19 protein-coding genes and 2 pseudogenes are annotated in these 24,009 nt (G+C 69.1%); 15 read left to right on the top strand and 6 right to left on the bottom strand.

Annotation, left to right across the window (positions count from 1 at the left end; translation table 11 throughout):
- Nucleotides 1-581 precede the first annotated feature (581 nt).
- The 3 genes from MCHUDSM44219_RS01670 to MCHUDSM44219_RS01660 all read left to right on the top strand — a co-directional run bounded on the left by MCHUDSM44219_RS01670 (nucleotide 582) and on the right by MCHUDSM44219_RS01660 (nucleotide 5,314).
- Nucleotides 582-1,340, top strand: a complete 759-nt coding sequence (locus MCHUDSM44219_RS01670; RefSeq protein ID WP_048416490.1) for a hypothetical protein — start codon at nucleotides 582-584, stop codon at nucleotides 1,338-1,340.
- The gene (locus tag MCHUDSM44219_RS01665) at nucleotides 1,337-3,463 is read left to right on the top strand and encodes an Rv1355c family protein (RefSeq protein ID WP_048416489.1); all 2,127 of its coding nucleotides are present in this window, start codon (nucleotides 1,337-1,339) and stop codon (nucleotides 3,461-3,463) included. The genes MCHUDSM44219_RS01670 and MCHUDSM44219_RS01665 overlap by 4 nt, the downstream gene beginning before the upstream one ends.
- Nucleotides 3,464-3,532: 69 nt before the next feature.
- On the top strand, nucleotides 3,533-5,314 hold the full coding sequence (locus MCHUDSM44219_RS01660) for a putative bifunctional diguanylate cyclase/phosphodiesterase (RefSeq protein ID WP_413783572.1): 1,782 nt from the start codon (nucleotides 3,533-3,535) through the stop codon (nucleotides 5,312-5,314).
- Nucleotide 5,315: 1 nt separating this feature from the next.
- Here the strand turns inward: MCHUDSM44219_RS01660 and MCHUDSM44219_RS01655 are convergent, their stop codons facing one another.
- A complete protein-coding gene (locus MCHUDSM44219_RS01655) occupies nucleotides 5,316-6,068 on the bottom strand; it encodes an FAD-binding protein (protein WP_236695315.1) in 753 nt (250 codons plus the stop codon).
- A gap of 228 nt (nucleotides 6,069-6,296) precedes the next feature.
- Here MCHUDSM44219_RS01655 and MCHUDSM44219_RS01650 point away from each other — a divergent pair, with 228 nt between their 5' ends.
- Nucleotides 6,297-7,529: an acyl-CoA dehydrogenase family protein gene (locus tag MCHUDSM44219_RS01650; protein WP_048416486.1), complete on the top strand. Its 1,233-nt coding sequence runs from the start codon at nucleotides 6,297-6,299 to the stop codon at nucleotides 7,527-7,529.
- An 11-nt stretch (nucleotides 7,530-7,540) separates the two neighbouring features.
- Nucleotides 7,541-8,683, top strand: a complete 1,143-nt coding sequence (locus tag MCHUDSM44219_RS01645) for an acyl-CoA dehydrogenase family protein (RefSeq protein WP_048416485.1) — start codon at nucleotides 7,541-7,543, stop codon at nucleotides 8,681-8,683.
- 1 nt (nucleotide 8,684) lies between these two features.
- Here the strand turns inward: MCHUDSM44219_RS01645 and MCHUDSM44219_RS01640 are convergent, their stop codons facing one another.
- The gene (locus MCHUDSM44219_RS01640) at nucleotides 8,685-9,569 is read right to left on the bottom strand and encodes a universal stress protein (protein ID WP_048416484.1); all 885 of its coding nucleotides are present in this window, start codon (nucleotides 9,567-9,569) and stop codon (nucleotides 8,685-8,687) included.
- A 135-nt stretch (nucleotides 9,570-9,704) separates the two neighbouring features.
- The gene (locus tag MCHUDSM44219_RS01635) at nucleotides 9,705-10,469 is read right to left on the bottom strand and encodes an endonuclease/exonuclease/phosphatase family protein (protein ID WP_048416483.1); all 765 of its coding nucleotides are present in this window, start codon (nucleotides 10,467-10,469) and stop codon (nucleotides 9,705-9,707) included.
- A 46-nt stretch (nucleotides 10,470-10,515) separates the two neighbouring features.
- On the opposite strand from MCHUDSM44219_RS01635, the gene MCHUDSM44219_RS01630 reads away from it, so the two are divergent.
- On the top strand, nucleotides 10,516-11,067 hold the full coding sequence (locus tag MCHUDSM44219_RS01630) for a hypothetical protein (protein WP_048416482.1): 552 nt from the start codon (nucleotides 10,516-10,518) through the stop codon (nucleotides 11,065-11,067).
- Complete coding sequence (locus MCHUDSM44219_RS01625) at nucleotides 11,064-11,885, top strand: PE-PPE domain-containing protein (RefSeq protein WP_053081159.1); 822 nt, start codon at nucleotides 11,064-11,066, stop codon at nucleotides 11,883-11,885. The genes MCHUDSM44219_RS01630 and MCHUDSM44219_RS01625 overlap by 4 nt, the downstream gene beginning before the upstream one ends.
- 11 nt (nucleotides 11,886-11,896) lie before the next feature.
- Here MCHUDSM44219_RS01625 and MCHUDSM44219_RS01620 read toward each other — a convergent pair whose 3' ends face one another.
- Complete coding sequence (locus MCHUDSM44219_RS01620; protein ID WP_048416481.1) at nucleotides 11,897-12,508, bottom strand: TetR/AcrR family transcriptional regulator; 612 nt, start codon at nucleotides 12,506-12,508, stop codon at nucleotides 11,897-11,899.
- Between the two features lie 122 nt (nucleotides 12,509-12,630).
- On the opposite strand from MCHUDSM44219_RS01620, the gene MCHUDSM44219_RS01615 reads away from it, so the two are divergent.
- Entirely contained in the window at nucleotides 12,631-13,740 is a 1,110-nt protein-coding gene (locus MCHUDSM44219_RS01615; RefSeq protein WP_048416480.1) for a DmpA family aminopeptidase, read from the top strand.
- Entirely contained in the window at nucleotides 13,737-15,155 is a 1,419-nt protein-coding gene (locus tag MCHUDSM44219_RS01610; protein ID WP_048416479.1) for an APC family permease, read from the top strand. Before MCHUDSM44219_RS01615 ends, MCHUDSM44219_RS01610 begins: the two co-directional genes overlap by 4 nt.
- Here MCHUDSM44219_RS01610 and MCHUDSM44219_RS01605 read toward each other — a convergent pair.
- Nucleotides 15,152-16,753, bottom strand: a complete 1,602-nt coding sequence (locus tag MCHUDSM44219_RS01605) for a PucR family transcriptional regulator (protein ID WP_048416478.1) — start codon at nucleotides 16,751-16,753, stop codon at nucleotides 15,152-15,154. The two genes, MCHUDSM44219_RS01610 and MCHUDSM44219_RS01605, sit on opposite strands and share 4 nt — an antisense overlap.
- Before the next feature lie 80 nt (nucleotides 16,754-16,833).
- On the opposite strand from MCHUDSM44219_RS01605, the pseudogene MCHUDSM44219_RS28620 reads away from it, so the two are divergent.
- From MCHUDSM44219_RS28620 to MCHUDSM44219_RS01595, 4 genes and pseudogenes are all read left to right on the top strand, one after another.
- Nucleotides 16,834-17,233, top strand: a pseudogene (locus tag MCHUDSM44219_RS28620) (aldehyde dehydrogenase family protein); the annotation flags it as partial.
- A gap of 1 nt (nucleotide 17,234) precedes the next feature.
- Nucleotides 17,235-17,468, top strand: a pseudogene (locus tag MCHUDSM44219_RS30620) (aldehyde dehydrogenase family protein); the annotation flags it as partial.
- 40 nt (nucleotides 17,469-17,508) lie between these two features.
- Entirely contained in the window at nucleotides 17,509-18,528 is a 1,020-nt protein-coding gene (gene mmsA, locus MCHUDSM44219_RS01600; protein WP_413783571.1) for a CoA-acylating methylmalonate-semialdehyde dehydrogenase, read from the top strand.
- 19 nt (nucleotides 18,529-18,547) lie between these two features.
- Entirely contained in the window at nucleotides 18,548-19,927 is a 1,380-nt protein-coding gene (locus tag MCHUDSM44219_RS01595; protein ID WP_048416477.1) for an aspartate aminotransferase family protein, read from the top strand.
- A 12-nt stretch (nucleotides 19,928-19,939) separates the two neighbouring features.
- Here the strand turns inward: MCHUDSM44219_RS01595 and MCHUDSM44219_RS01590 are convergent, their stop codons facing one another.
- Nucleotides 19,940-21,373 (bottom strand): hypothetical protein, encoded by a 1,434-nt coding sequence (locus MCHUDSM44219_RS01590; protein ID WP_131722266.1) that lies wholly within the window; start codon nucleotides 21,371-21,373, stop codon nucleotides 19,940-19,942.
- A 662-nt stretch (nucleotides 21,374-22,035) separates the two neighbouring features.
- On the opposite strand from MCHUDSM44219_RS01590, the gene MCHUDSM44219_RS01585 reads away from it, so the two are divergent.
- The gene (locus MCHUDSM44219_RS01585) at nucleotides 22,036-22,437 is read left to right on the top strand and encodes a hypothetical protein (protein ID WP_048416475.1); all 402 of its coding nucleotides are present in this window, start codon (nucleotides 22,036-22,038) and stop codon (nucleotides 22,435-22,437) included.
- A 62-nt stretch (nucleotides 22,438-22,499) separates the two neighbouring features.
- On the top strand, nucleotides 22,500-24,005 hold the full coding sequence (locus MCHUDSM44219_RS01580; RefSeq protein WP_048416474.1) for an HNH endonuclease signature motif containing protein: 1,506 nt from the start codon (nucleotides 22,500-22,502) through the stop codon (nucleotides 24,003-24,005).
- Nucleotides 24,006-24,009 lie beyond the last annotated feature (4 nt).

Here is a 24,009-nt window from a genome sequence, read left to right as displayed (position 1 = left end):
CTCGATATTCACGCGCCTGTGCAGATTTGGCAAACCCACTTCCCATTCGTTCCATTGATCGGATCGTTGCCCGGCGTCATCGCGACGCGCGCGGTCCTGCATGACTGGCGACCGCGACGGCGGCCCGCGCCGGCCGGCAGCAGCTCCGCAGGCGACGCATTGCCCGACCCGAGCGCGCGCCGACCGAACCGGCAGGTTACCGGGGGGTAACCGATGGGGCCGGCAGCGCCGAGCGCTGATCACGCAGGCTGGGCGGCCCCCGCGGGGGGCACCGGGAGCAAAGATCAGGACGCTTATGGAACAGGTGGCCGAACCGCCGCCGAAGGGCCTTGTGAGTTCGCCGTGGCTACCACATCCCGTTTATGACCTGCATCAACCGGGAAGTCCGAGATTGCCATTGCGATCGCGAGCGAGATCGTGACCAGATCGTTACCGTTGCGGACGCTTGAATTCCCGGTCGAGTTCCCTTCGCTAGCTGGAATTCCTGTGAGTGAGGGCGAGATACTCAACAATGTGCACGCTATTGCACGCCCCGCGCAGTACCCGCCCCCGCCATTGCGCTGCCTGACGAATGGACGAAAATGACGTTCCCCCAGTTCGCGTTTGCTGACGACGACACCTCCCGCCTGGACGCCAGCCCGCACTATTGGGACCCGGCCACGGAGTGCACCATCGTTTACGCGCGCCCGTCGGTGGAGCGGGAGCTGTGGGCCGATTACATCGACGGCGCATTTCACAGCTACCAACAGCACGGCATCGGTACTGCCATCGACGTCGGCGCCTTGCGCCGCGGGGACGACACCGCTCTTTTCGCCGCATGCGTCAATCGAGCGGGCCGAGTCGTGGGCGGACTGCGTGCCAAAGGTCCGTATAAGTCTGTCGAGGAGTGCCACGCAATCGAGGAATGGGCGGGCCAGCCGGGCGAGAGCGCGGTGCGCAAGATGGTGGCCGACCGCTTGCCGTTCGGCGTGGCGGAGATGAAGACGGCGTGGGTGACCGACGACGTCGAGGAGAGTCGCCGGTTGACGAACGCCATCGCCCGCACCCCGCTGCATGCGATGGATCTGCTCGGCATCCAGTTCATCGTGGCGACGGCCGCGTCGTACGTGCTGAAGCGATGGCTGTCCTCGGGCGGTGTGCTGGCCACCAAGATCCCGGCGACCCCGTATCCGGATGTCCGATACCAGACGCGGCTGGCGTGGTGGGACCGCCTGACATTCGCCAATCACGCGCATCCGCGCCAGCTCGCCGCGTTCCTGGCCGACCAGCGCGGCATGATGCCGCCGGCTGCCGACGCCGATGAGCTCGCCGTCGGGGCCGGCGCGTGGCAGCGGGGATGACCGACGTCCACACCGCCACCGTCTTCGACACCACGGTCCCCGGCGACGCCGCGCGGCTGGCCGAGCTGCGCCGCGACCCGGGGACCGAGATCGTCGACACCGTGGCGCAGCAGCGCGCGGAGCTGGCCGCCCTGCGCCCGGCCGTCACCGCCGACATCGCCGAGGAGCCGCCCCGGTGGGCGTACTACCCGTGGCGTCGCACGGTGGCCGCGGTCCTGGGCCCCCGCGCGTACCGTCTGCTGCGCCTCGACCGCAATCGCAACCTCATCGCACCCGACGAACTCGACGTCCTCGCGCGCCTGCGCGTCGGCGTCGTCGGCCTGAGCGTCGGACACGCCATCGCTCACACGCTGGCCACCCAGGGCCTGTGCGGGGAGCTGCGCCTGGCCGACTTCGACCAGATCGACCTGTCGAACCTGAACCGGGTCCCGGCGACCGTGCTCGACGTGGGCGTGAACAAGGCGGTGGTGTGCGCCCGGCGACTGGCCGAACTGGACCCGTATCTGCCAGTCACCGTGGAACCGGCCGGACTCACCGCCGACACCGTCGACGGCTTCCTCGACGGGCTCGACGTCCTCGTCGAGGAGTGCGACTCGCTCGACGCGAAGGTGCTGGTGCGCACCGCGGCGCGGGCCCGGGGCATTCCGGTGCTGATGGCGACCAGCAGCGGTGGCCTGCTCGACGTCGAACGGTTCGACGCCGAGCCCACCCGGCCGGTACTGCACGGGCTGCTGGGCGACATCGACGCCGCCCAGCTGGCGGGACTGAGCACCAAGGAGAAGGTGCCCCGGGTGCTGCGGGTGATCGATGCGGCCACCCTGCCGTCCCGGATGGCGGCCTCGCTCGTCGAGGTCGGCTCGACCCTGACGACGTGGCCGCAGCTGTCCTCCGAGGTGGCGGTGGGCGCCGCGTCGGTCGCCGAAGCGGTCCGCCGGATCGGACTCGGCGAACCGCTGCCGTCGGGACGGGTCCGGATCGACATTCCCGCGCTGCTCGACGGGATCACCGAGCCCGAGGATCAGGGGCGCCCGCAGGACGCGGCGCCGGCCGGCCGGGGCCCCCGACCGGCCGATGACGTGATCGCCGCCGTCGCCGATGCCGCCGGGCGCGCGCCCTCGGGCGGCAACAGTCAGCCCTGGCGCATCGAGGAACGTCCGGACGCGGTGAGCATTCATCTCGACCCGGCGCTCACGTCGGCCATGGACGTGGGGTTCCGCGGGAGCGCTGTCGCCGTGGGGGCCGCGGCGTTCAACGCGCGGGTCGCCGCGGCGGCGCGCGGATACCGCGCCCACGTCGAGTTTCGGGCGGGCGACGAGCGGTACCCGCTGAGTGCCGACGTGACGCTGGCCGCCGGCGACCACGATCCGCGGCTGGCCGGTCTCTTCGATGCGATGCTGCGGCGGGAGACCAACAGGCACCAGGGCACCCGCACCGCCCTCGAGGACCACACCGTCGCCGCTTTGACCGCGGCCGCCGAGACCGAGGGCGCGCGGCTACGGCTGTTGACCGATCCGAACGACCTGAGCGGCGCGGCATCCCTTCTCGCGGCGGCGGATCGGATCCGCTACCTGACCCCGATGCTGCACGCGCAGATGTTCGACGAGCTGCGGTGGCCCGGGGATCCGCGTCCGGACACCGGCATCGACGTGCGCAGCCTCGAGCTCGACGACGCCGACGTCGTGCTGCTCGACATCCTGCGCCGCGGCGACGTGATGGGGCACCTCGCCCGCTGGGACGCCGGTGGCGCGCTCGGCGAGGACAGCTTCACGAAGGTGGCCGCCGCCGCGGCGCTCGGCGTCGTCACGGTCGAGGGCCGTTCCCTGGCCGATTACGCGCGCGCCGGATCGGCGGTGGAGGCGGTGTGGATCGAGGCGCAGGAGCAGGGGCTGGGCGTCCAGCCGGTCTCCCCGGTGTTTCTCTATGCAACCGACCGGCAGGAGTTCACCGCGCTGTCGCCCCGCTTCGCCGATGCGCTCGTCGACCTGCAATACACTTTCCGGCAGTTGGTATCCGCGCACGCCGAGGAATCACTGGCCTTGGTCCTGAGGCTCTCCCGGGCACCGAGCCCGTCGGTGACGAGTCGGCGTCGCGGCGAGGGGGAACACTCATCACCGATGACCTGATGCGGATACGGAGCGAGTCGCTTGCCCGAGAGCCTGGACCTGGTGGTCACATCGGTCGCGACCCGGCTCATGGGTGCGACCGCGGCGACCGCGGTCGACGTCAGCCAGGGTGTCCTCGCCGAGCTCGTCGAGTACTTCGGCGTCGATGTGAGCTTCCTGCGCCGTAACGACCACACCCTGCACGCGTCCGTGCTGGTGGCCGAGTGGCCGGTGCGTCCGGGGATACCCGATCCCGATCCGCTCGCGGTCGTCTACTTCCAGGATGCCGATCCGGTGTTCGCCCTCGCCGAGCATCAGAAGGAACCCGTCGTCTTCCGGCCGGAGCCGTCCACCGACGACTACCAGCGCACCATCAACGAGGGCCGGCAGATCCCCGCCACGTCGATGGCGTGCGTTCCGTTGCTCTCCGGCGAGGTGACCTCGGGTGTGTTGGGCTTCGTCAAGTTCGGCGACCGCGACTGGACGGAGGCCGAACTCAACGCGCTCAAGGCGATCGCATCGCTGTTCGCTCAGGTCCAGGCCCGCGTCGACGCCGAGGAGCAGCTGCGGTATCTGGCCGAACACGACGACCTGACCGGTCTGTACAACCGTCGCGCGCTGCTGAGCCACCTGGACGCGCGGCTCGCCGAGGGCCAGCCGGGCCCGGTGTCGGCGTTGTTCTTCGACCTCGACCGGCTCAAGGCGATCAACGACTACCTGGGCCACACCGCCGGCGACTGGTTCATCCGGGTGCTGGCCGAGCGCCTGCGCCGCGGCGCCGAGGGGCCCCATCTGATCGCCCGGCTCGGCGGCGACGAGTTCGTGGTGGTGCCGACCACCCCGATGGACGCCGACGCCGCGGAGGCGTTGGCGCACCGGTTGCAATCGGTGTTGCGCGAACGGGTGTCGATCGACGGCGAGATGCTGACCCGGACGGTCAGCATCGGCGTGGCGCTGGGCGTCCCCGGTCGCGACAGCACGTCGGACCTGCTGCGCCGGGCCGACCAGGCTGTGCTGACCGCCAAGGGCTCGGGCGGCAACCAGGTCGCCGTCTTCACCGACGACATGTCGATGAAGAACGAGTTCCGCAACGACATCGAACTGCACCTGCAGACCGTCATCGAGAACGGTGCCCTGCTTCTGCACTACCTGCCCGAGGTCGACATGCGCACGGGCGAGATCGTTGCGTGCGAAGCCCTGGTCCGGTGGCAGCACCCGACGCGCGGTCTGCTCGCGCCCGACGCGTTCATCGGGGTCGCCGAGTCGATCAACATGGCAGGCGAACTCGGTCGCTGGGTGATGCGCACTGCGTGCGCCGAGTTCGCCGCCTGGCGTTCCCGAGGTGTCGGCACCGACGCGGTGATGCGGATCAACGTGTCCCCGGTGCAGCTGGTGACCGACGGCTTCGTGGAGACGGTCGCGGGCACGATGGCCGAGTTCGACCTCGCTCGCGGCTCGGTGTGTCTGGAGATCACCGAGAGCGTCGTCGTCCAGGACATCGAGACCACCCGCATCACCCTCGCGGGGCTCAAAGCCGCCGGCGTCCAGGTCGCGATCGACGACTTCGGTACCGGCTACAGCGCCCTGTCGCAGTTGAAGTCGCTGCCGGTGGACACCCTCAAGATCGATCGCAGCTTCGTTCGCGAATTGGGTTCTGATCCAGGCGATCTGGCGATCGTCCGGGCGATCATCGCGCTGGCCGAGGCGTTCGGTCTGGAATTGGTCGCCGAGGGCGTGGAGACCGAGGCCGCGGCGCTGACGCTGCTGCGGCACGGATGCCATCGCGCGCAGGGATTCCTGCTGTCGCGCCCGATCGCCGGCGCCGCGATGGAGTCACTCCTGGCCAAGGGCCGCATTCCGGTGCAGTTCTGAGTCACTCCTGCGCGAGGAGTTCGGCACGGCCGAATCGGCTGGCGGTCCTGCCGACCAGCGCCGGCCGCAGCCCGGCGGCGACGGGGCCGGCCGGCCCCCCGGGGGCGCCGCCGCAGATCAGCACACCGTGACGGGCCCGGATGGCGAGCGGCCCGTCGGAGGTCGAGAAGACCACCCCGGTTACCACGGTGTCCTCGAACACCAGGCGGGCGACGGCGTCCACGGGCTGCACGCGCACCCGGTGGGCGCGGGCCTGCGCAGTCAGTTCGTCGAGGAGTTCGGCGTCGGTGCGCGCGGCGGCGACATCGAGCGCGGCCACCTCGAGGAGGTCGCCGTCGGCCGACTGGACCGTGTCGGAGGGCCAGTCGGTGACCCGGGTGTAGAGGTAGCCCGTCGGGGAGGCGATGCAATCGGCGGCCCACCGGCGCAGACGCCCGCCGTCGAAGGCCGGGATGGTGCGTCGCCGCCGGTTCGTCGGCGCTTCCCGGTGCGCCCGTACCGCGCGGACGGGCAGGGCGGTGTCCTCGACCGCCAGCCGCTTGAGGTCGATGTCACCGGCCAGTTCGGCCACGTAGGCTGTGGTCGCGGCGTCGCCGCGCAGCGTGTCGAACCATGTTCGGGTGCGCCGCTGCTGACCGGCCACCATCACGTCACCGCCGTGTTCGGACGTCGCGATAGCGCAGATCATGCCGGCGTAGCCGGCGTCGGTACACACGACGTCGACGACGTCGTCCCACGCCAATTCTGCTTCCACGGTTATCCGCCTTTAGTTTGCCAGTACACCGGCCTTGCGAGGGCTGCCGACGCATAAGGGCTGCCATGGGCCACCGACGTCGTACAGACATTTGCCGTCACAAGGTGTGGCAACACCAACAAACCTACCATCGGCGGCATCCCGCAGACCGCGGCGAAAACCCGGCCGTCTCCACACCTAACTAACTAGGTTTACTCTGTGTGGGGCGTCCGGCTGATAAGGAGAACGATGGATCTGCAGTGGTCACCGACCGATCTCGCCTTCCGTGACGAGGTGCGCGCTTTTCTCGAGGAGAAGCTCACCCCGGGTCTGCGGCGTGCCGGCCGATTGATGACGAGCGTCTACGCCGACCACGAGGCCAGCATGGAGTGGCAGCGGATCCTGCACGAGAAGGGCTGGGCAGCCCCGGCGTGGCCGGTCGAACACGGCGGATGCGACTGGAGTCTGACCCAGCACTACATCTTCAGCAGGGAGTCGACCCTGGCCGGCGCCCCCACGCTGTCGCCGATGGGTATCAAGATGGTCGCCCACGCGATCATCAGGTTCGGCACCGAGGAACAGAAGGACTTCTTCCTGCCGCGCATCCTGACCGGCGAGGTCTTCTTCTGCCAGGGCTACTCCGAACCCGAGGCGGGTTCGGACCTCGCGGCGCTGTCGATGGCGGCCCGTGACGACGGCGACGACCTGGTGTGCACCGGCAGCAAGATCTGGACCACCCATGCGCGCGAGGCGAATTGGATGTTCGCCCTCGTGCGAACCACGCGCGGCGAGAAGAAGCAGCGGGGCATCACGTTCGTGTTGATCGACCTGACGTCACCGGGTGTCGAAATCCGGCCCCTGGTCATGACGTCGGGCGAAGAGGTGCAGAACCAGGTGTTCTTCGACGAGGTGCGTGTACCCAAGGCCAACGTCATCGGCGAGGTCGACGACGGCTGGACCGTTGCGAAGTACCTGTTGGAATTCGAGCGCGGCGGTGGGTCGGCGGCGCCGGCACTGCAGGTGATGGCCGAGGAGATCGCCTCGGCGGCAGCCGATCAACCCGGGCCGGACGGCGGACGGCTGCTCGACGACCCGGCGTTCGCCCGCAAGCTCGCCGACGCGCGGATCCGCACCGAGGTCCTCGAGATCCTCGAGTACCAGGTCCTCGCCGTCGTTGCCGCCGGCGGCAATCCCGGCGCCAAGTCGTCGATGCTCAAGGTGCTCGGCACTGAGCTCAGCCAGTCGATCACCGAGCTCGCGATGGAGGCCGCAGGACCGCGGGGCCGGGTCTATCAGCCGCATGCGACCTCTCCCGGCGGTCCGATCGCCGACTTCGACCCGCCCGCAGACGAATACGTCAGCGGGGAACCGTGGCAGGCGGTGGCGCCGCTGCGGTACTTCAACGACCGCGCCGGCTCGATCTACGCCGGCAGCAACGAGATTCAGCGCAACATCCTGGCCAAGGCCGCACTGGGGCTCTAGGGGGACGACAGATGGACTTCACACTCAACGACGAGCAGGAACTGCTCCGCGGCGGATTGACGCGATTCCTCGCCACCCGCTACGACCTCGAGAAGAGCCGGGCCGCGGCCAAGACCGGAACCGGCTGGCAACCGGAGATCTGGCGCGCGTTCGCCGAGGACCTCGGCATCCTCGGAGCGGCGCTGCCCGAGGACTGCGGCGGCATCGGCGGCGGCCCGGTCGAGATGATGATCATCGCCGAGGCGCTGGGCCACGCACTGGTGGTGGAACCGTACGTCGACACCGCGGTCGTGGCCGCAGGACTTCTGCGCCGCGCGGGCGGCGAGGTCGCCACCGCACTGCTCGACGGGATCGTGTCCGGGAGCACCGTGGTCACGCTGGCCGCCACGGAACCGACATCGGGAGGCAACTGGCGGCACGTGTCGACCGTCGCCGAGCGCGACGGCGACGACTGGGTGCTCACCGGGTCGAAGATCGTGTCGGCGAGCACGCCGTTGGCCGACCATGTGCTGGTCACCGCACGCACCTCCGGGGACCAGGCCGACGCCGACGGCATATCGCTGTTTGTCATCGAGATCAATTCGGCCACAACAGCTCTCGAGATGCATCACTACCGCACCATCGATGACCGGAGGGCGTCGGACCTCACGCTCGAGCGTCTGCGGCTGCCCGCGTCCGCCCTGCTCGGCGGCGAGGGCGCGGCGTGGCCGTCCCTCGCCCGCGCGCGTGACGACGGCGCGGCGGCGGTGTGCGCCGAGGCGGTCGGCGCCATGCGCAAGGTGCTCGCCGACACCGTCGAGTACTGCACGCAGCGCCAGCAGTTCGGTCAGCCCATCGGCAGCTTCCAGGTGCTGCAGCATCGCATGGTGGACATGTACATGGAGGTCGAACAGTCCGCAGCCGCCGTGTGTCTCGCGATCCTGCGGCTCGACGCCGAGGACGCCGTCCGGGCGCGAGCGGTGTCCGCGGCGAAGGCCACCGTCGGAAGGGCGGCACGCTTCGTGGGCCAGCAGGCGGTCCAGCTGCACGGCGGTATGGGCATGACGGAGGAGCTGGCCATCGGGCACTACTTCAAGCGGCTGACCGCGCTGCAGTACGAGTTCGGCTCGACCGATCACCACCTCAGCCGGTACGCGGCGCTCACCCGCGGTTAGGTCAGGAACCGCGGGCGACGATCACCGGCATCCGCGCGGACTGCACCACCTGCGAGCCCACCGAGCCGAGCAGCATGCCGGCGAATCCGCCCCGGCCGTGACTGCCCACGACCAGCAGTTGGGCCTTGGCGGCCTCCTCGAGCAGGCGGCGCGCGGGCTGATCGCGGCGGACCACCCGGCGCACCGTCACGTCGGGGTAGCGCTCCTGCCAGCCGGCGAGACGCTCGGCCAGCAGCATGTCCTCCTCGGGCTGGATCTCGGTCCACACATCGTCGGGCAGCTCGTATCCGGCGTCGCTCCAGGTGTGCACCGCAACCAGGTCGACACCGCGACGCGAGGCCTCGTCGAACGCGATCGCGGTGGCGTGCTCGCTGGCCGGCGACCCGTCGACCCCGACGACCACGGGCGCCTGTGCGGGATGCGGGATCAGCGGATCCTCGTCGTGGATCACCGCGACCGGGCACCGCGCATGGTGGACGAGACCGGAACTGACCGAGCCCAGCAGCCGCCGCTCCCACTTCCCGAGTCCCCGGCTGCCGACGACGATCATCTCGGCGTCCTTGCTCAGGTCGGCAAGGGTGGGTACAGCCTGTCCGGACACGATCTTCTGGTTGATGCAGAACAGCTCGTCGCCGGCGGCCGCTTTCGCCACCCCGACCGCGTCGGTCAGGACCTCCTTGGCTGCCTTCTGCTCGTCCTCCAGATAGGCGGGCGGCAGCGGAACCTGGATCCAGGACTGCATGGCCGCCCCGGGAAGTACGTGGACCAGCGTCAATGGAACGCGGCGGCTGGCGGCGTCGCGCGCCGCCCAGTCGACCGCGACGCGGGACGCGGCGGAACCGTCGACGCCCACGACGATGCCCAGCGGTGCGGGTTGGGTGGACATGGGATGCCTCCTCACCTGACCGGCGGCGTCCGGATCATGGACACCACCTCGTACGTCGACGCTATCGCCGGCGAAGTCGCAGGTCCGGAGGACTGGGTCACCGTGGAATGGGACGAAAGTCCCTCTTCTGCGCGGTCAGTTCCGGTGCAGATCCACCACCAGCGGGCGGTGATCAGAGATCGCCACCGCCGGTGTCCGGCAGGCCCCGGCGTGCAGCCCAGGGTCGTCGGTGAGGACGTGGTCGAGCTGCTGGGTGGGTGTGTCGGCGGGAAACGTCGCCGCGGAAGCCAGTGGACGCAGGCCCGAGTGACGGCGCGCGGCCGCCGGCGACATGTTCAGATCCCCGGTGACGACCCGGGGCCACGGCAGCCCCCGCACGTCGCGCAGCAGCCGCCGCAGCTGATAGCGGTTCCAGCCCGGAACGAACGAGAGGTGGGTGTTCACCACGGTCAGGTCACCGAGCGGGGTGTCGAAGTGGCCGATCACCGCGGCACGTGGTTCCTCGTGGATGACCTGCACCCGGCCGGGGGCCCGCAGGTACAGCGGAAAGTGGAACGGGATGCGGGGCAACCGCACCACCTGCCAGTTCGATGCCGGGTACCGCGACAGCAGCGCGACGCCGTAGGCCGCGGTGCCGGGCTGTTCCTCACCCGTGGCCGCCATCCACGTGGCGCCCGGCGTGCCCGCGATCGCCGCGACGAAGCGGTGACTGCGCGCGCCCATCGCTTCGGCGGCCAGCGCCGTGAGATCTGCCAGTCCGGACCGCTCCTGAACCGAATCCACCTCCTGAAGTGCCAGGATGTCGGGATCCAGACCCGCGACCGTGTCGGCGAAGCGGTCCAGATCCACCCCGGCGCCCACGGTGCGGCCGTGCAGGATGTTGAAGGTCACCAGCTTCATGGGTAACCCACTACCCACCCTGCAGTCGAAACCCACGGTGATGCGAATGACCCATGATGATCTGCGCGACGCGCTGCGCCGGGCCGCGTCGGCGCTCAAGGCCGACGGACCGGACTTCGCGCTGGCCGGCAGCTACGCGCTCTGGGCGCACGGAGCGCCCGAACCGTTGCACGATGTCGACTTCGTGGTGGCCGAACGCGACGTCGAGGCCGCCGCGAGCACGCTGATCAAGGCAGGCTTCGACATCCGCCGACCGCCGGAGGACTGGTTGTTCAAGGCCGCGCTCAGCATCGACGGCCCCGACCTCGTCGACGTGCTGCATCAGATCAACCGCGTGCCCGTCGACGCGGCGATGATCGCCGACGCGGTCACCCTGGATGTACTCGCCCTGTCGATGCCGGTGCTGACTCCCACGCAGGTGATGCTCCAGAAGCTGAGGTCCCTGCACGAACATCACTGCGATTTCGCACCCCTGTTCCCCGTGGTGCGCTCGGTCCGCGAGCAGCTCGACTGGCCGCTTCTGCGCGAGCAGACCGCCGAGAATCCCTTCGCGGCAACATTCCTGGAATTGTGCGCGCGTCTCGGCATCGCAGCGTGACACGCAGCGCCACCACCCTCGTGATCGTGGTGGTTCTCCTGCTGAGCTCCGGGTGTCTGGCCCACCGGTGGGCGGCGCCGCAGTCGCGACAGGCGTCCACCCTGTCGGCAGAGGCCCGGACCCGACTGGGCATCCCGGCCGGGGCGACGGTTCTCGCGTTGCCCGGCGCCGACCTCCACCTGCGCAACGGCATGCCCGAGGAGTTCGGCGGTGCCTTCAGCAGGCCGCCGTACACGATGAACGTGATCGACTATCCCCGCGATCTGACGAAGGCGTCCATCCCGACCGGCGTCGCCAACATCGACGAAGCGATCCGCGCGACGCCGGGCACCCTCATCGTGCTGGCGTACAGCCAGGGCGCCCAGGTGGCGTCGGAGTGGATGCGGCAGCACGCGCAGGATCCGACGGTTCCCGGCCCGGACCGCCTCACGTTCGTGCTGTTCGGCAACCCGCTGCGCGCCTCGGGCGGCGAGAAGGTCGGTCACCCGACGAGCCGCACCACCGGGCTGGCGACGCCGACGGACACGCCCTGGCACATCGTCGACGTCGCGCGGCGCTACGACGGGTTCGCCGACTCACCGCAGGACAAGGGCAACACGGATGCGGTGCGCAACGCGGATCTGGGCAAGCTGTTCATCCATCCGCACTACGAGGGCGTCGACCTGAACGATCCGTCCCTGCAGATCTGGAACCGCGGGAACACCACGTTCGTGCTGACGAACGAACCGGTGCTGCCGATCCTCGAGAAGGCGCCCCCCGATCCCGACCAGGTCGATTCGATGCGGTCCCGCATCGAATCGGCCTACCACCGAAGCTGACCCCACGCCGTTCAATCGACGTCGGGAAGCGTTGCACCCGTTGATGATTCGGCGTACTGGCGCATGAGCCGCAGCGCCGTGGCCCGGTCCAGCTGCGGGTCCCGGGCGACGATGCGGTAGCCGAGGTAGTCCTCCATCGCCATCAGCGTCATCGCGATGTCACGGGCGGGCGCGGTCAGCGCGAACGCTCCCGCGGCGGCGCCGGACTCCAGCAGATCGGCGTAGAGACCGACCTGCCGGTGATAGATGCCCTGGACGTCGCGGCGCTGGTCGAGCTCGAACCCCGCGGCGAGCACCGCGCGCCAGATCGCCCGCCATTCCGCGTCGTCGGCGCCCGTGGGCAGTCCGGCGGCGATCGTCATCGCCAGTTGCGCGGCCGGATTGTCGGTCTGCTCCCCGAGGCGGCGCCGCTCGTCGTAGAAGCGCACGTCGGAGCGCAGCGCGAGCTCGGACAGCAGCTGCGCCATGTCCCGGAAGTAGTACCGGACGGCATTCGTGGTCAGCCCGATCTCCGCGGCGACGTCGGCGAGCTTGAGCGCGGCCAGGTCGTGGCGCTCGATCAGCGAGATCGCCGCGTCCATGATGTCGCGGCGTCGCTGCGCCTGTGTGTTGGGCCGCCCCACGGTGTCCTCACCTCCTGCGCGCCGGGTCCGTGCCGCACCGATTCTGCTCCTCCCCTTGCGCGGCGCCGCACACGGGCGCATAGTTCTTTTCCACTACGGAAAAAAACGGAAACGAGCGCAGCATGCGGGCCAGAGATCTGGGCATCGTCATCGGGGACCACCCCACCGGAGCCGCCAACGCGATCACCGACGTAGCCGGCGTGCGCGTCGGGCACACGACGCTGGACGCCGCGGGCCCGCCGGCCGTGCACACGGGCGTGACCGTCGTCATCCCGCACGACGACATCTGGACCGAGCCGGTGTTCGCCGGCTCCCACCGCCTCAACGGCAGCGGCGAACTGACCGGACTGGAGTGGATCCGGGAGTCCGGCGAACTCACCACGCCGATCGCCCTGACCAACACCCACAGCGTCGGCGTCGTGCGCGACGAACTGGTGGCCGCGCAGGTGCGCGCCCGCGGTGAGGGTCTCTACTGGTCGCTGCCGGTGGTCGGGGAAACCTACGACGGCCTGCTCAACGACATCAACGGATTTCACGTCAGGCCCGAGCATGTCCGCTCCGCGCTCGCGGACGCCTCGACCGCACGACCCGCCGAGGGCAACATCGGCGGCGGCACCGGCATGATCTGTCACGGCTTCAAGGGCGGCATCGGCACCTCGTCGCGCACCACCGAGACCACGCTGGGCCGCTATACCGTGGGAGTGCTGGTGCAGGCCAACCACGGGCGCCGGGAACGATTGCGCATCAACGGAATCGGAGTCGGAGAGGCGATCGGGCCCGCGGCGGTGCCACTGCCCGAGCTGCCCGACCGCTACGAGCCGGGGTCGGGGTCGATCATCGTGATCGTCGCGACCGACGCTCCACTGCTCCCCCATCAGTGCACGCGGCTCGCACAGCGCTCGGCGCTGGCGGTCAGCCGGCTCGGCGGGACCGGTGAACAGTACAGCGGCGACCTGATGCTGGCCTTCTCGACCGGCAACCGCGGAATCCCGCCCTACGCGTGGGACGAGGACGCCGGCACGGCGTACCCCGAGGTGGCGGTGCGGATGGTGGCGCCGCAACTGATGACCCGGCTCTTCGATCTGACGATCGAGGCCACCGAGGAGGCCATCGTCAACGCGATGGTGGCCGCGACGACCATGACCGGCCGCAACGGCGTCACCGCCCACGCGCTCGACCACGCCCTGCTCTGCCAAGCACTTTCGATCCCTCGACTGCAGGAGACCTCATGACCGCCTCCACCACACCGGACACCCGGCGCCTCACCGGACATCTCGGACCCGTCGGCATCGTGTTCATGGTCGTCGCCGCGGCCGCACCACTGACCGTGATCGGCGGCAACATGCCGCTCGCGATGGGCCTGGGCAACGGCGCCGGCGCGCCCGTCGGATTCGTCATCGCGGCGCTGGTGCTGCTGGTGTTCAGCATCGGATTCGTCACGATGACACCCCATGTCCCCGAGGCCGGCGCCTTCTTCTCCTATGTCACGGTCGGTCTCGGCGAGCGGATGGGAAAGGGCATCGCGGTCGTCGCGCTGATCGCCTACACCGCGATCCAGATCGGCATCTACGGCTACATCGGCTGGGCGATCGCCGACACCGTCGCGCACTATCACGGACCCCAGATTCCCTGGCCGGTCTATTCTTTCGCGGTACTGGCGATCGTCGCGGTCCTGGGCTACCGGCACATCGAGCTGAGCGCCAAGGTGCTGGGCGTCGCGCTGGCGCTCGAGATCGGCATCGTGGTCATCCTCGACGTGGTGATGGTCGCCAAACCGGGCCCGGCCGGTGTCACGTTCGCGTCCTTCGACCCGGCGGTGTTCACCCAGGGCACGATCGGGATCGCCATCCTGTTCGCGCTGACCGGCTTCATCGGCTTCGAGGCCACCGCGGTGTTCCGCGACGAGGCGCGCGATCCGGAGCGGACCATCCCGCGGGCGACGTACGCCGCCGTGATCATCATCGGCGCCTTCTACGCGATCACCGTGTGGGCGTTCGTGGTCGCCCTGGGTCCCGACCAGGTGACGGCGGTGGCGCAGCAGACCCTGGACGGGAACGGCAACATGCTGCTCGACACCACCGGCGCCACGCTGGGCACGGTCGGGCGCGACATCGTCAACGTCCTGCTGCTCACCAGCCTGTTCGCCTGCGTGCTGTCGTTCCACAACGTGATCGCCCGCTACCAGTTCGTGCTGGCCGGTAAGGGACTGCTGCCCGCACGCCTCGCCGCGGTGCACGACGACCACCTGTCGCCGTCGTTCTCCTCGGTCGTCCAGACCGTCACTGCCGCAATCATCGTCGGCATCCTGGCGATCCTCGGTATCGACCCGCTGGTCGGGGTGTTCGGCTCGATGGCCGGTGTCGCGACGGTCGGCATGGTGGTGCTGATGCTGACCACCTCCATCGCGGTGCTGGTGTTCTTTCTGCGCCACCGCGACCGCGCGGCCGGCGGCCTGTGGTCGACGCGCGTCGCGCCCGCGCTGGCCGTGCTCGGGCTGCTGGCCAGCCTGTGGCTGGTGCTGTCGAACTTCACGTTGGTCACCGGCGGCAGCGCGGCACTGAGCACGGTGCTGGCCGCGATTCCATTCGCCGGCTTGATCATCGGGTTCGTGGCCTGGCGGCCGTCGCGGTCACTCGCGTCGGGCTAGCGGCTGCGCTCCGCCGCGGCGGCGTCCACGACCATCACCGCGACATGCAGCGACGTCATCGATTCCCCGTCGTCGAGGTCGACGCCCAAGGCGTCGCGGATGGCGGCGAGGCGCTTGTAGAGTGCGGGCCTGCTCATGTGCAGGCGCTGCGCCAGCGCGGCCTTGTTGCCGGCGAGACGCAGATACTCCCGCAGCACCTCGAGATCGGACGGCGTCGCCCCCGAATCGTCGGACAGCACGGCCTTCAATTCCGTTTCGGCGAACCGCTGCACACGCCGGTCGTCACGGAGCAGCGACAACAGCCCGCGCAGCCGGACGTCCGACGCGCGGAAGTAGGGGCGCTCCCCCGGCCGCAGCGCCGAGGCGACCTCGGCGATGTGCGCCGCCTCGGCCAACCCGGCGACGGCGTCGGTGATCTGCTCGGCCGGCGGGCCGAGCGCCAGCACCGACGTCGTGACCCCGTCGACCCGGTGCACCTCCTCGCGCAACCGGTTGCCCAGGGACTCCAGCGCACGATCGACCGAGCGCGAGTCCTTGAGCGCCAGCACCATTCCGACCTCGGCATCGCCGCGCCGGGAGAACAGCCCCGAGTGGCCGGCCGCCTTCACGGTGTGCGCCACCGCGTCGAGGAAGGCGATGTTGCGGCGATGGTCGGCGACCGGATCGGCCGACGGCGCCACGCGCGCGGCGCGCACCACCGCCGGAAAGTACTGGGCGCAGCGACGCAGCCCGAACGCCTGTGCCCGTGCCGCCGCGTCGCGCTCGTCGGTGATGCGGCCGCGCAGCACGTCGTCGATGAGGCCGCTCTGGGCCTGCTGCTGCAGACCGGTCCTGTCCTGTTCGATCATCCGGTGCATGGCCAGCGCGGCCGCGGCGCGCTCGAGCACCATCGTGGTGCGCAGCGCGTCGGCCGGCGCCCGGGGTACCACCAGGCGCCCCCACTGCTGCGATCGCGGCCCGACGCCGGTGACCGTCCAGGGCTCGGCGGTGTCCCCCCGTCCGGTGTGGCGACGGGACCGGCGCTCCCAGTCGTCGAGCAGATCGGCAGCGATGCCGGTGGAGGCCGCCAGCGCCTGATGCGACAGATCCTCCAGGACGACGGGCTCGTCGAGCATGCGCGCCGCCGCGTCGACGATCCCGTTGAGCGAGGCCCGTTTCATGCTGAGATCGGTGAAGGTCTCGTGCACGCGGCGGTCGAAAGCGACCTCCTCGTACTGTTCGGCGACGATGCGGCGGTGTACGGCCTCGGTGATGTCGACGAACCGGACCGTGCGGTGCAGAGCGACCAGGGCGAGGTCGAGATCGTCGGCGATGCCGCCGACACCGGCCGGCAGCTCCTCCACCTCCGAACCTACTTCGACGACGACGCCGAGGGCGCCCGCATCGGCCAAGCCCCGCAGATACTTTCGCGGTGAGCGGGCCAGTGCCGCGCCGGTGGTGAGCACCAGCTCGCCACCCTGGAGCAGACTGGACAGGTCGGCCAGATCGCTGCTGTGCACCCACCGGATCGGCTCGTCCCATCGTCGCGCGCTGAGCACCTCGGGCGCACCGCGCTGCACCGCGGGCAGTCCGATCACCTCACCGACGGTCAACGGCATTGACACAGTGTAATGCGGAGTCCTCCTTCGTTGACACTCTGCATCTGGCGAAGGGCTCGCGGGCGCGCGAGGCTGGACGTATGGCTACGCAGATTGCCCATTGGGTCAATGACGAGGTTTTTGCTGGTTCTAGTGGTGCTACGGCGCCGGTGACGAATCCGGCGACGGGGGTGGTGACCGGGCAGGTCGCGTTGGCCAGCGTGGAGGACGCCCGCCACGTGATCGACGCCGCCGCCGCAGCGTTCCCCGCCTGGCGGGACACCTCGCTGGCCAAACGCACCCAGATCCTGTTCCGGTTCCGCGAACTGCTCAACGAGCGCAAGACCGAGTTGGCCGAGATCATCACCGCCGAACACGGCAAAGTCGTCTCCGACGCCCTCGGCGAAGTGTCCCGCGGTCAGGAAGTCGTCGAGTTCGCCTGCGGCATCCCCCACCTGCTCAAAGGCGGCTACACCGAGAACGCCTCCACCAAAGTCGACGNGGCGAAGTGTCCCGCGGTCAGGAAGTCGTCGAGTTCGCCTGCGGCATCCCCCACCTGCTCAAAGGCGGCTACACCGAGAACGCCTCCACCAAAGTCGACGTCTACTCCCTGCGCCAACCCCTGGGCCCGGTCGCCATCATCTCCCCGTTCAACTTCCCCGCCATGGTCCCGATGTGGTTCTTCCCCATCGCCATCGCCACCGGCAACACCGTCGTCCTCAAACCCAGCGAGAAAGACCCCTCCGCTCCCGTTCAACTTCCCCGCCATGGTCCCGATGTGGTTCTTCCCCATCGCCATCGCCACCGGCAACACCGTCGTCCTCAAACCCAGCGAGAAAGACCCCTCCGCCTCGCTGTGGCTGGCCGCGCTGTGGAAAGAAGCCGGGCTGCCCGCCGGGGTGTTCAACGTCCTACACGGCGACAAAACCGCCGTCGACGAACTGCTCACCAACCCGAAGATCAAGAGCGTGTCGTTCGTCGGATCCACCCCCATCGCCCAGTACGTCTACACCACCGGCACCGCCGCCGGCAAACGCGTCCAAGCCCTCGGCGGAGCCAAGAACCACGCCGTGATCCTGCCCGACGCCGACCTCGACCTGGCCGCCGACGCCATGGTCAACGCCGGCTTCGGCAGCGCCGGTGAACGCTGCATGGCCATCTCCGCCGCCGTCGCGGTCGGCCCCATCGCCGATGACCTCGTCGCCAAAATCGCCGAACGCGCCGCCACCATCACCACCGGCGACGGCACCCGCAACGCCGACATGGGACCCCTGGTCACCGCCGCGCACCGCGACAAAGTCGCGGGCTACATCGACGCCGGGGAAACCGCCGGCGCCAAAGTCGTCCTCGACGGCCGCCAGGTCACCCCCGCCGGCGAACCCGGCGGATTCTGGCTCGGCCCCACCCTGCTCGACCAGGTCACCCCCGACATGAGCGTCTACACCGACGAGATCTTCGGCCCCGTCCTCTCCGTCCTACGCGTCGACACCTACGACCAAGCCCTGGAGTTGATCAACACCAACCCCTACGGCAACGGCACCGCCATCTTCACCAACGACGGCGGTGCGGCCCGCCGCTTCCAAAACGAAGTCGAAGTCGGCATGGTCGGCATCAACGTCCCCATCCCCGTACCCATGGCCTACTACAGCTTCGGCGGCTGGAAAGCCTCCCTCTTCGGCGACAGCCACGCCCACGGCCTCGACGGCATCCACTTCTACACCCGCCAAAAAGCCATCACCGCCCGCTGGCTCGACCCCAGCCACGGCGGCCTCAACCTCGGCTTCCCCACCAACTGAGTCTTCAGGAAACCTCACGATGACAACGACTTTGAGCGGCCTTCCCACCGGCGAGGACATCGACACCGCGATCGCGCGGGGGCGGCGCGCCTACGAGCTGGACCGCAAGCACGTCTTCCATTCGTGGTCGGCGCAGGAACAGATCAACCCGATGACGGTTCTCGCCGCCAAGGGTTCCTACCTGTGGGACGGTGACGGCAACCGGCTGCTGGACTTCTCGTCGCAGCTGGTGAACACCAACATCGGCCATCAGCACCCGAAAGTCGTTGCGGCCATTGCCGAGCAGGCCGCGACGCTGTGCACGGTCGCGCCGCAGCACGTCAATGACGCGCGCTCGGAAGCAGCCCGGCTGATCGCCGAGCGCACCCCCGGTGACCTCAACCGGATCTTCTTCACCAACGGCGGCGCCGACGCCGTCGAGCATGCGGTCCGGATGGCCCGGCTGCACACCGGCCGGTACAAGGTGCTGTCGCGGTACCGCTCGTATCACGGCGGCACGGACACCGCGATCAATCTGACCGGGGATCCGCGCCGCTGGCCGAACGACTATGCCAGCAGCGGCGTCGTGCATTTCCACGGTCCATTCCTCTACCGTTCGGCGTTCCACGCCGAGACCGAGGAGCAGGAGACGCAGCGGGCGCTCGAGCATCTCGAGCGGCTCATCCAGATGGAGGGCCCGAACTCGTTCGCAGCGATCATCCTCGAATCCGTGCCCGGCACCGCGGGCATCATGGTGCCGCCGCCGGGATACATGGCCGGCGTGCGCGAGATCTGTGACCGCTACGGCATCGTGTTCATCGCCGACGAGGTGATGGCCGGCTTCGGCCGGACCGGGAAGTGGTTCGCGATCGACAACTTCGACGTCGTCCCGGACCTGATCACCTTCGCCAAGGGCGTCACATCCGGTTACGTCCCGCTCGGCGGCGTGGCGATCAACGACGCGATCTACGCCACGTTCGCCGACCGCGCCTATCCGGGCGGCCTGACGTACTCGGGTCATCCGCTGGCGACCGCCTGCGCGGTGGCCACCATCACCGCGATGGACGACGAGGGCATGGTCGGCAACGCGGCGCGCATCGGCGCCGACGTGCTCGGTCCGGGTCTGCGCGAACTGGCCGCCCGGCACCGCAGCGTCGGGGAAGTCCGCGGACTGGGCGTCTTCTGGGCGATCGAATTGGTGGCCGATCAGGCGACCCGCGAGCCGCTCGCGCCCTATGGCGGGAGCAGCCCTGCGATGGCGGCGGTGCTGGCGGCGTGCAAGTCCGGCGGTCTGCTGCCGTTCGCGAACTTCAACCGCATCCACGCGGTGCCGCCGTGCAACGTCACCGATGACGAAGTGGCAGAAGGCCTTCGGATCCTCGACGCCGCGCTGGACGTCGCGGACCAGCACGCCGGCTGAGCGACGACCCCCTCAGACCTCGACAAAGGGGTCGAAAAACGAGACGTCGATGCGATCAGGCACCCGCTTGCGGGCATGGAACACCGGGATCTCGCCCAGTGGCGTCGCGAACGCGAACGTCTTCACGTCTCGCGACGGCGTGGGCAGAACAGACTGCACGGTCCCGAATCCACTGTCTCCCAGCAACATCACGTTGAACACCGATCCGACGGGCGGCACGTCGCCCCGCGTGATCCCGGCGACACCGTCGGTCACGTCGGTGACCAGGACGGCCCGACTCTGGATGCCGAACAGATCGTGCTGGGTGAAGACTGTTGCGTCGACGCTTCCGATGCGAGCGCCCCTTGCGTCGTAAACGTCGAACTGTTGGTAGCCCTGGTATTGCACTTCCCTGGGTGGCAGACCGTTGATTCCCGTGCGCTGTAGCGGTGACACAGGAACAAGGGTCAGGCCGCGCGAGATCGACAGCGGCTGCGTCGACTGCGGTTCCGACGCGTCGATGAACGTTCGCGGGCTCGTCTGAACCGTGCCGGAGTTCACCTGCTCGACGGTGACGACATCGCCACCCGCCGATGGCATCGACGTGTAGAGCACGTAGTCGGTGTCGGCACCGGCGTAGACGACGTTGTAGACGGAGCCGACGGGGGGCACCTGCCCCGCGCCCGTGCCGACGTTGACGCCGTCGTTGTCGGTCACCAGGATGGCCTGCGTGTAGGTGCCGAGAATGTCCGAGGTGGTGGTGAAGACCCCGTCGAAGCTTCCGACTTGCGTGCCAGTCTGGTCGAAGATCCCGAACACCTGGTGGCCCTGCACGGAGGTCCACAGTGGAAGCACTCCGCTTGTCGCCGTGATGGTTTCGCCGAGCGGATCGGACGGCGCGATGCTGTAGCCGTTGGTGAGCCTGACCGGCCTGTCGTCGACTGTGTGGTCGGCGATGCCCTTGGCGCCGTCGAATGTACTGCGCAGCGGGATGTTCCCGAAGGGCGTCACCAAGGCCAGTGAGATGACGTTCCCCGACGGCGAGGGCATGTCGGAGTACGCCCAACCGACGGGCCCGAACCGGAAGGTCGCGATCAGGGAGCCGACCGGCGGCACCTGCCCGGCCGCGGTGCCGACATCGGTGCCGTCGTTGGCTGTGACGAGCAGCGAGGTGTAGTTGTAGCCGTTACCCCTGCTCACCAGCGCGTCGAAATCCCCCACGGTGTCCTTCGTGCGGGGGTCGACGATGTCGAAGTGCTGGGTGCCTTGCACCAGGCTCGGCGCGCCGGGCAGATATGTCCACTGCCCGTAGAACGAGGTGACCTCTTCGGTGGAACTGGGCACCAGGCTGTATCCGTGGAGTTTCAGCCTCGGCGGCGCCGCCGTCGGGCTGGGCGGCGCGAAGTTCAGGATCGACGCCGACACCGCGACCGCGATCTCGAGCGCGGATGTCAGCGCGAGGCTCACCACCCCGGGAGGGACAGGATCACGGTGCGCCCGCGCGGCGGTCCGGTCCGACAGCGGGGTGCGCTTGACGGAGATGGTGGACGTCTGGGTTTGCGGCGCAACGTGTTCCGACTCGGATGGTTGTTCCGCCGTCAGTCGACGTTCTTGCGCCGCCTGGCGCCGCTCTTCACGCGCCTGCACCCTGGCTTCGCGGGTTCGCCGCCGGCCATCTCTGTCGCTTCGTGACGTCGTCGATCGAACAGAGACGGCATCGGTCTCCTCCGCCGGCCTTGTGCGCGCATGGGTGCGCGGCGTCGGGTCACTCGCCGCCGACTGCGACGCGGAGGTGGATGAGTCAGGAGCCGCCGACGCCACCGCACAGGGAATCAGGACCGCGGCCCCGACTCCTAAGAAGACCGCCAGCGCCCCCACCCGACCGATACCCGAAGCGTTCATCGCACACGGCCCGCCTTTCCCCGAGGCGACATCGTATTACCCGACGAAGGAATCGGTCGGCAAACCCCGCGAGTTCTGCAGTCCGACGTCGATCGCGCTGCAGCCTGCGCATTCCGGCCGCAGCGGGGCCTGTTCGGGAACATAATCCTGGGATCGGTAGCCGCCACGACGCCGTGTACTCGGTGCACTCCGACACGCGACGACGTCGGCCGACGAAGGAAGACCGCATGAACGTCCGACGACTGGTGGCGACGACCGCCGCCGCAGCAGCCGCCCTCCTCGTCACCGCGGGCGCGGCCGAGGCTCAGCCGTTCAGTCCTCCGGCGAACAACTGGTGCCCGGGTCAGGCGTTGCCGTTTCCGATGATCCGCTGGGACATGAACACCTGCCACACGTGGTACACCGTCCCATCCGGAAAAGGAAACGTGAAAATGGTTGCGCTGAACGGGGATGCGCTCGACAGCTGGATCTACGCCGATGGTCCCGCTCCGGTGTTCACACCGGCGCCACCGCCGCCGGGACCGCCGCCCGGAACGCCGTTCTGCAGCCCACGTGGGGCGCTGATCATCATTCCGCCGATCTGCGACGAGATCGGCGTCGACTGGCTGCCAGGATCGCTGAATCACTAGGCACCCCTCGGCTCGGCGACCCTGACAGAAAGTTTTGAGTCAGTGGATTTGTCGGTGATCGAATGTATGTTCGAATCATGTCGACGGGGGATCTGCGAGCCGCGGTGGCCGCGCTGGTGGCCGCCGTCGACGAACTGACCGCCTGCGATGCCGACCTGGCGACCCGCGCCGAACTCGTCGACGTGCTCGATGATTTGGAGACGGTGAGGTGTCGGCTGCCCGCGCTGCGGCACCGGCTGTTGGCGCGGCTGCAGGTGGAGACCACCCCGCAGCAGATGGGCGCCAAGAACTGGAAAGACGTCCTGGCCATCCGGTGGCGCATCTCCACCGGCGAAGCCCACCGCCGCCTCACCGACGCCGCGCTGTTGGCGCCGCGCCAACCCGTCACCGGACCCCCGCTGCCGCCGGTCTTGCATGCCACCGCGGTCGCCCAACAGCTGGGGTTGATCAACGCCGAGCATGTCGAGGTGATCCGCAAATCCGTCGACAAACTCCCCGGCTTCGTCGACACCACCACCCGCGACCAGTTCGAGGTCGACCTGGTCCGCACCGCGGTCGGGGTGGGACCCAAAGAGCTGCGCGACGCCGCCGACCTGACGTTGTTCAAGCTCGATCAGGACGGCCCCGCCCCCGACGAGCACGACCGCGCCCGCCAACGCGGAGTCACCAAACACGCGCAGCGCCGCGACGCCATGACCGACCTGACCGCCCGGCTCACCCCCGAAGCGTGGGCAGTGTGGGAAGTGCTGTTCGCCAAATACGCCGCACCCGGCATGTGCAACCCCGACGACCCGCAGCCGTGCACCTCCGGCACCCCCACCCAAGCCCAGATCGACAACGATCACCGCAGCCTGGCCCAACGCCAACACGACGCCCTGCTCGCCGTCGGACGCATCGCGTTGATGAGCGGCGAGGCCGGTCAGTTGAATGGGTTACCGGTATCGGTGATCATCCGCACCACCCTCCAAGACCTCGAATCCCGGGCCGGGATCGGCGTCACCGGCGGCGGCACCCGCCTCCCCATCGCCGAGGTCATCAAGATGGCCGGCCACGCCAACCACTACCTCGCCGTGTTCGACCGGGCCACCGGGTCGGCGCTGGACCTGTTCCGCACGAAACGGGTCGCGTCCCCCGCGCAGCGGATCATGCTCATCGCCCGCGACGGCGGCTGCACCAAACCGTGCTGCACCGTCGGCGCCTACGGCACCCAGGCGCATCACGTCACCAGCGACTGGGCCGCCGGCGGGAACACCAACATCAACGACCTCGGGTTGGCCTGCCCCCCGGACAACCGCGCGGTTAAGAAAGGCGGCTGGAGCACCGCGATGAACGGGCGTCACGAGGTCGAATGGACCCCACCACCGCACCTCGACACCGGCCAAACCCGCGTCAACACCCACCACCGCCCCGAGGTGCTGCTGCGCCCACCCGACGACGAACCACCGGCAACCGCCCCGCCCGCGCCACCAGGCGAGCCGGTCGAACCGACCGACGCTGAACCACCCACCTCGGCCGACGACCCCGCAGAACCCGGTGGACCCGCACCCCCGGACGGCCGGGCGGCCTGAAGGC

Origin of the sequence: Mycolicibacterium chubuense (assembly GCF_001044255.1) — a bacterium.
Lineage (GTDB): Bacteria > Actinomycetota > Actinomycetes > Mycobacteriales > Mycobacteriaceae > Mycobacterium > Mycobacterium chubuense.
Note: the sequence above shows the minus strand (reverse complement) of the source record. Positions and strands in the feature narration are given on the sequence as shown.

What these genes read in the sequence shown, in the direction of transcription:
- MCHUDSM44219_RS01640 (WP_048416484.1), bottom strand. Translation starts at nt 9,569, where the DNA reads ATGTCCACCCAACCCGCACCGCTGGGCATCGTCGTGGGCGTCGACGGT.
- MCHUDSM44219_RS01615 (WP_048416480.1), top strand. Translation starts at nt 12,631, where the DNA reads ATGCGGGCCAGAGATCTGGGCATCGTCATCGGGGACCACCCCACCGGA.
- mmsA (WP_413783571.1), top strand. Translation starts at nt 17,509, where the DNA reads ATGTGGTTCTTCCCCATCGCCATCGCCACCGGCAACACCGTCGTCCTC.
- MCHUDSM44219_RS01650 (WP_048416486.1), top strand. Translation starts at nt 6,297, where the DNA reads ATGGATCTGCAGTGGTCACCGACCGATCTCGCCTTCCGTGACGAGGTG.
- MCHUDSM44219_RS01660 (WP_413783572.1), top strand. Translation starts at nt 3,533, where the DNA reads ATGGGTGCGACCGCGGCGACCGCGGTCGACGTCAGCCAGGGTGTCCTC.
- MCHUDSM44219_RS01610 (WP_048416479.1), top strand. Translation starts at nt 13,737, where the DNA reads ATGACCGCCTCCACCACACCGGACACCCGGCGCCTCACCGGACATCTC.
- MCHUDSM44219_RS01665 (WP_048416489.1), top strand. Translation starts at nt 1,337, where the DNA reads ATGACCGACGTCCACACCGCCACCGTCTTCGACACCACGGTCCCCGGC.
- MCHUDSM44219_RS01585 (WP_048416475.1), top strand. Translation starts at nt 22,036, where the DNA reads ATGAACGTCCGACGACTGGTGGCGACGACCGCCGCCGCAGCAGCCGCC.
- MCHUDSM44219_RS01630 (WP_048416482.1), top strand. Translation starts at nt 10,516, where the DNA reads ATGACCCATGATGATCTGCGCGACGCGCTGCGCCGGGCCGCGTCGGCG.
- MCHUDSM44219_RS01580 (WP_048416474.1), top strand. Translation starts at nt 22,500, where the DNA reads ATGTATGTTCGAATCATGTCGACGGGGGATCTGCGAGCCGCGGTGGCC.
- MCHUDSM44219_RS01595 (WP_048416477.1), top strand. Translation starts at nt 18,548, where the DNA reads ATGACAACGACTTTGAGCGGCCTTCCCACCGGCGAGGACATCGACACC.
- MCHUDSM44219_RS01645 (WP_048416485.1), top strand. Translation starts at nt 7,541, where the DNA reads ATGGACTTCACACTCAACGACGAGCAGGAACTGCTCCGCGGCGGATTG.
- MCHUDSM44219_RS01635 (WP_048416483.1), bottom strand. Translation starts at nt 10,469, where the DNA reads ATGAAGCTGGTGACCTTCAACATCCTGCACGGCCGCACCGTGGGCGCC.
- MCHUDSM44219_RS01670 (WP_048416490.1), top strand. Translation starts at nt 582, where the DNA reads ATGACGTTCCCCCAGTTCGCGTTTGCTGACGACGACACCTCCCGCCTG.
- MCHUDSM44219_RS01605 (WP_048416478.1), bottom strand. Translation starts at nt 16,753, where the DNA reads ATGCCGTTGACCGTCGGTGAGGTGATCGGACTGCCCGCGGTGCAGCGC.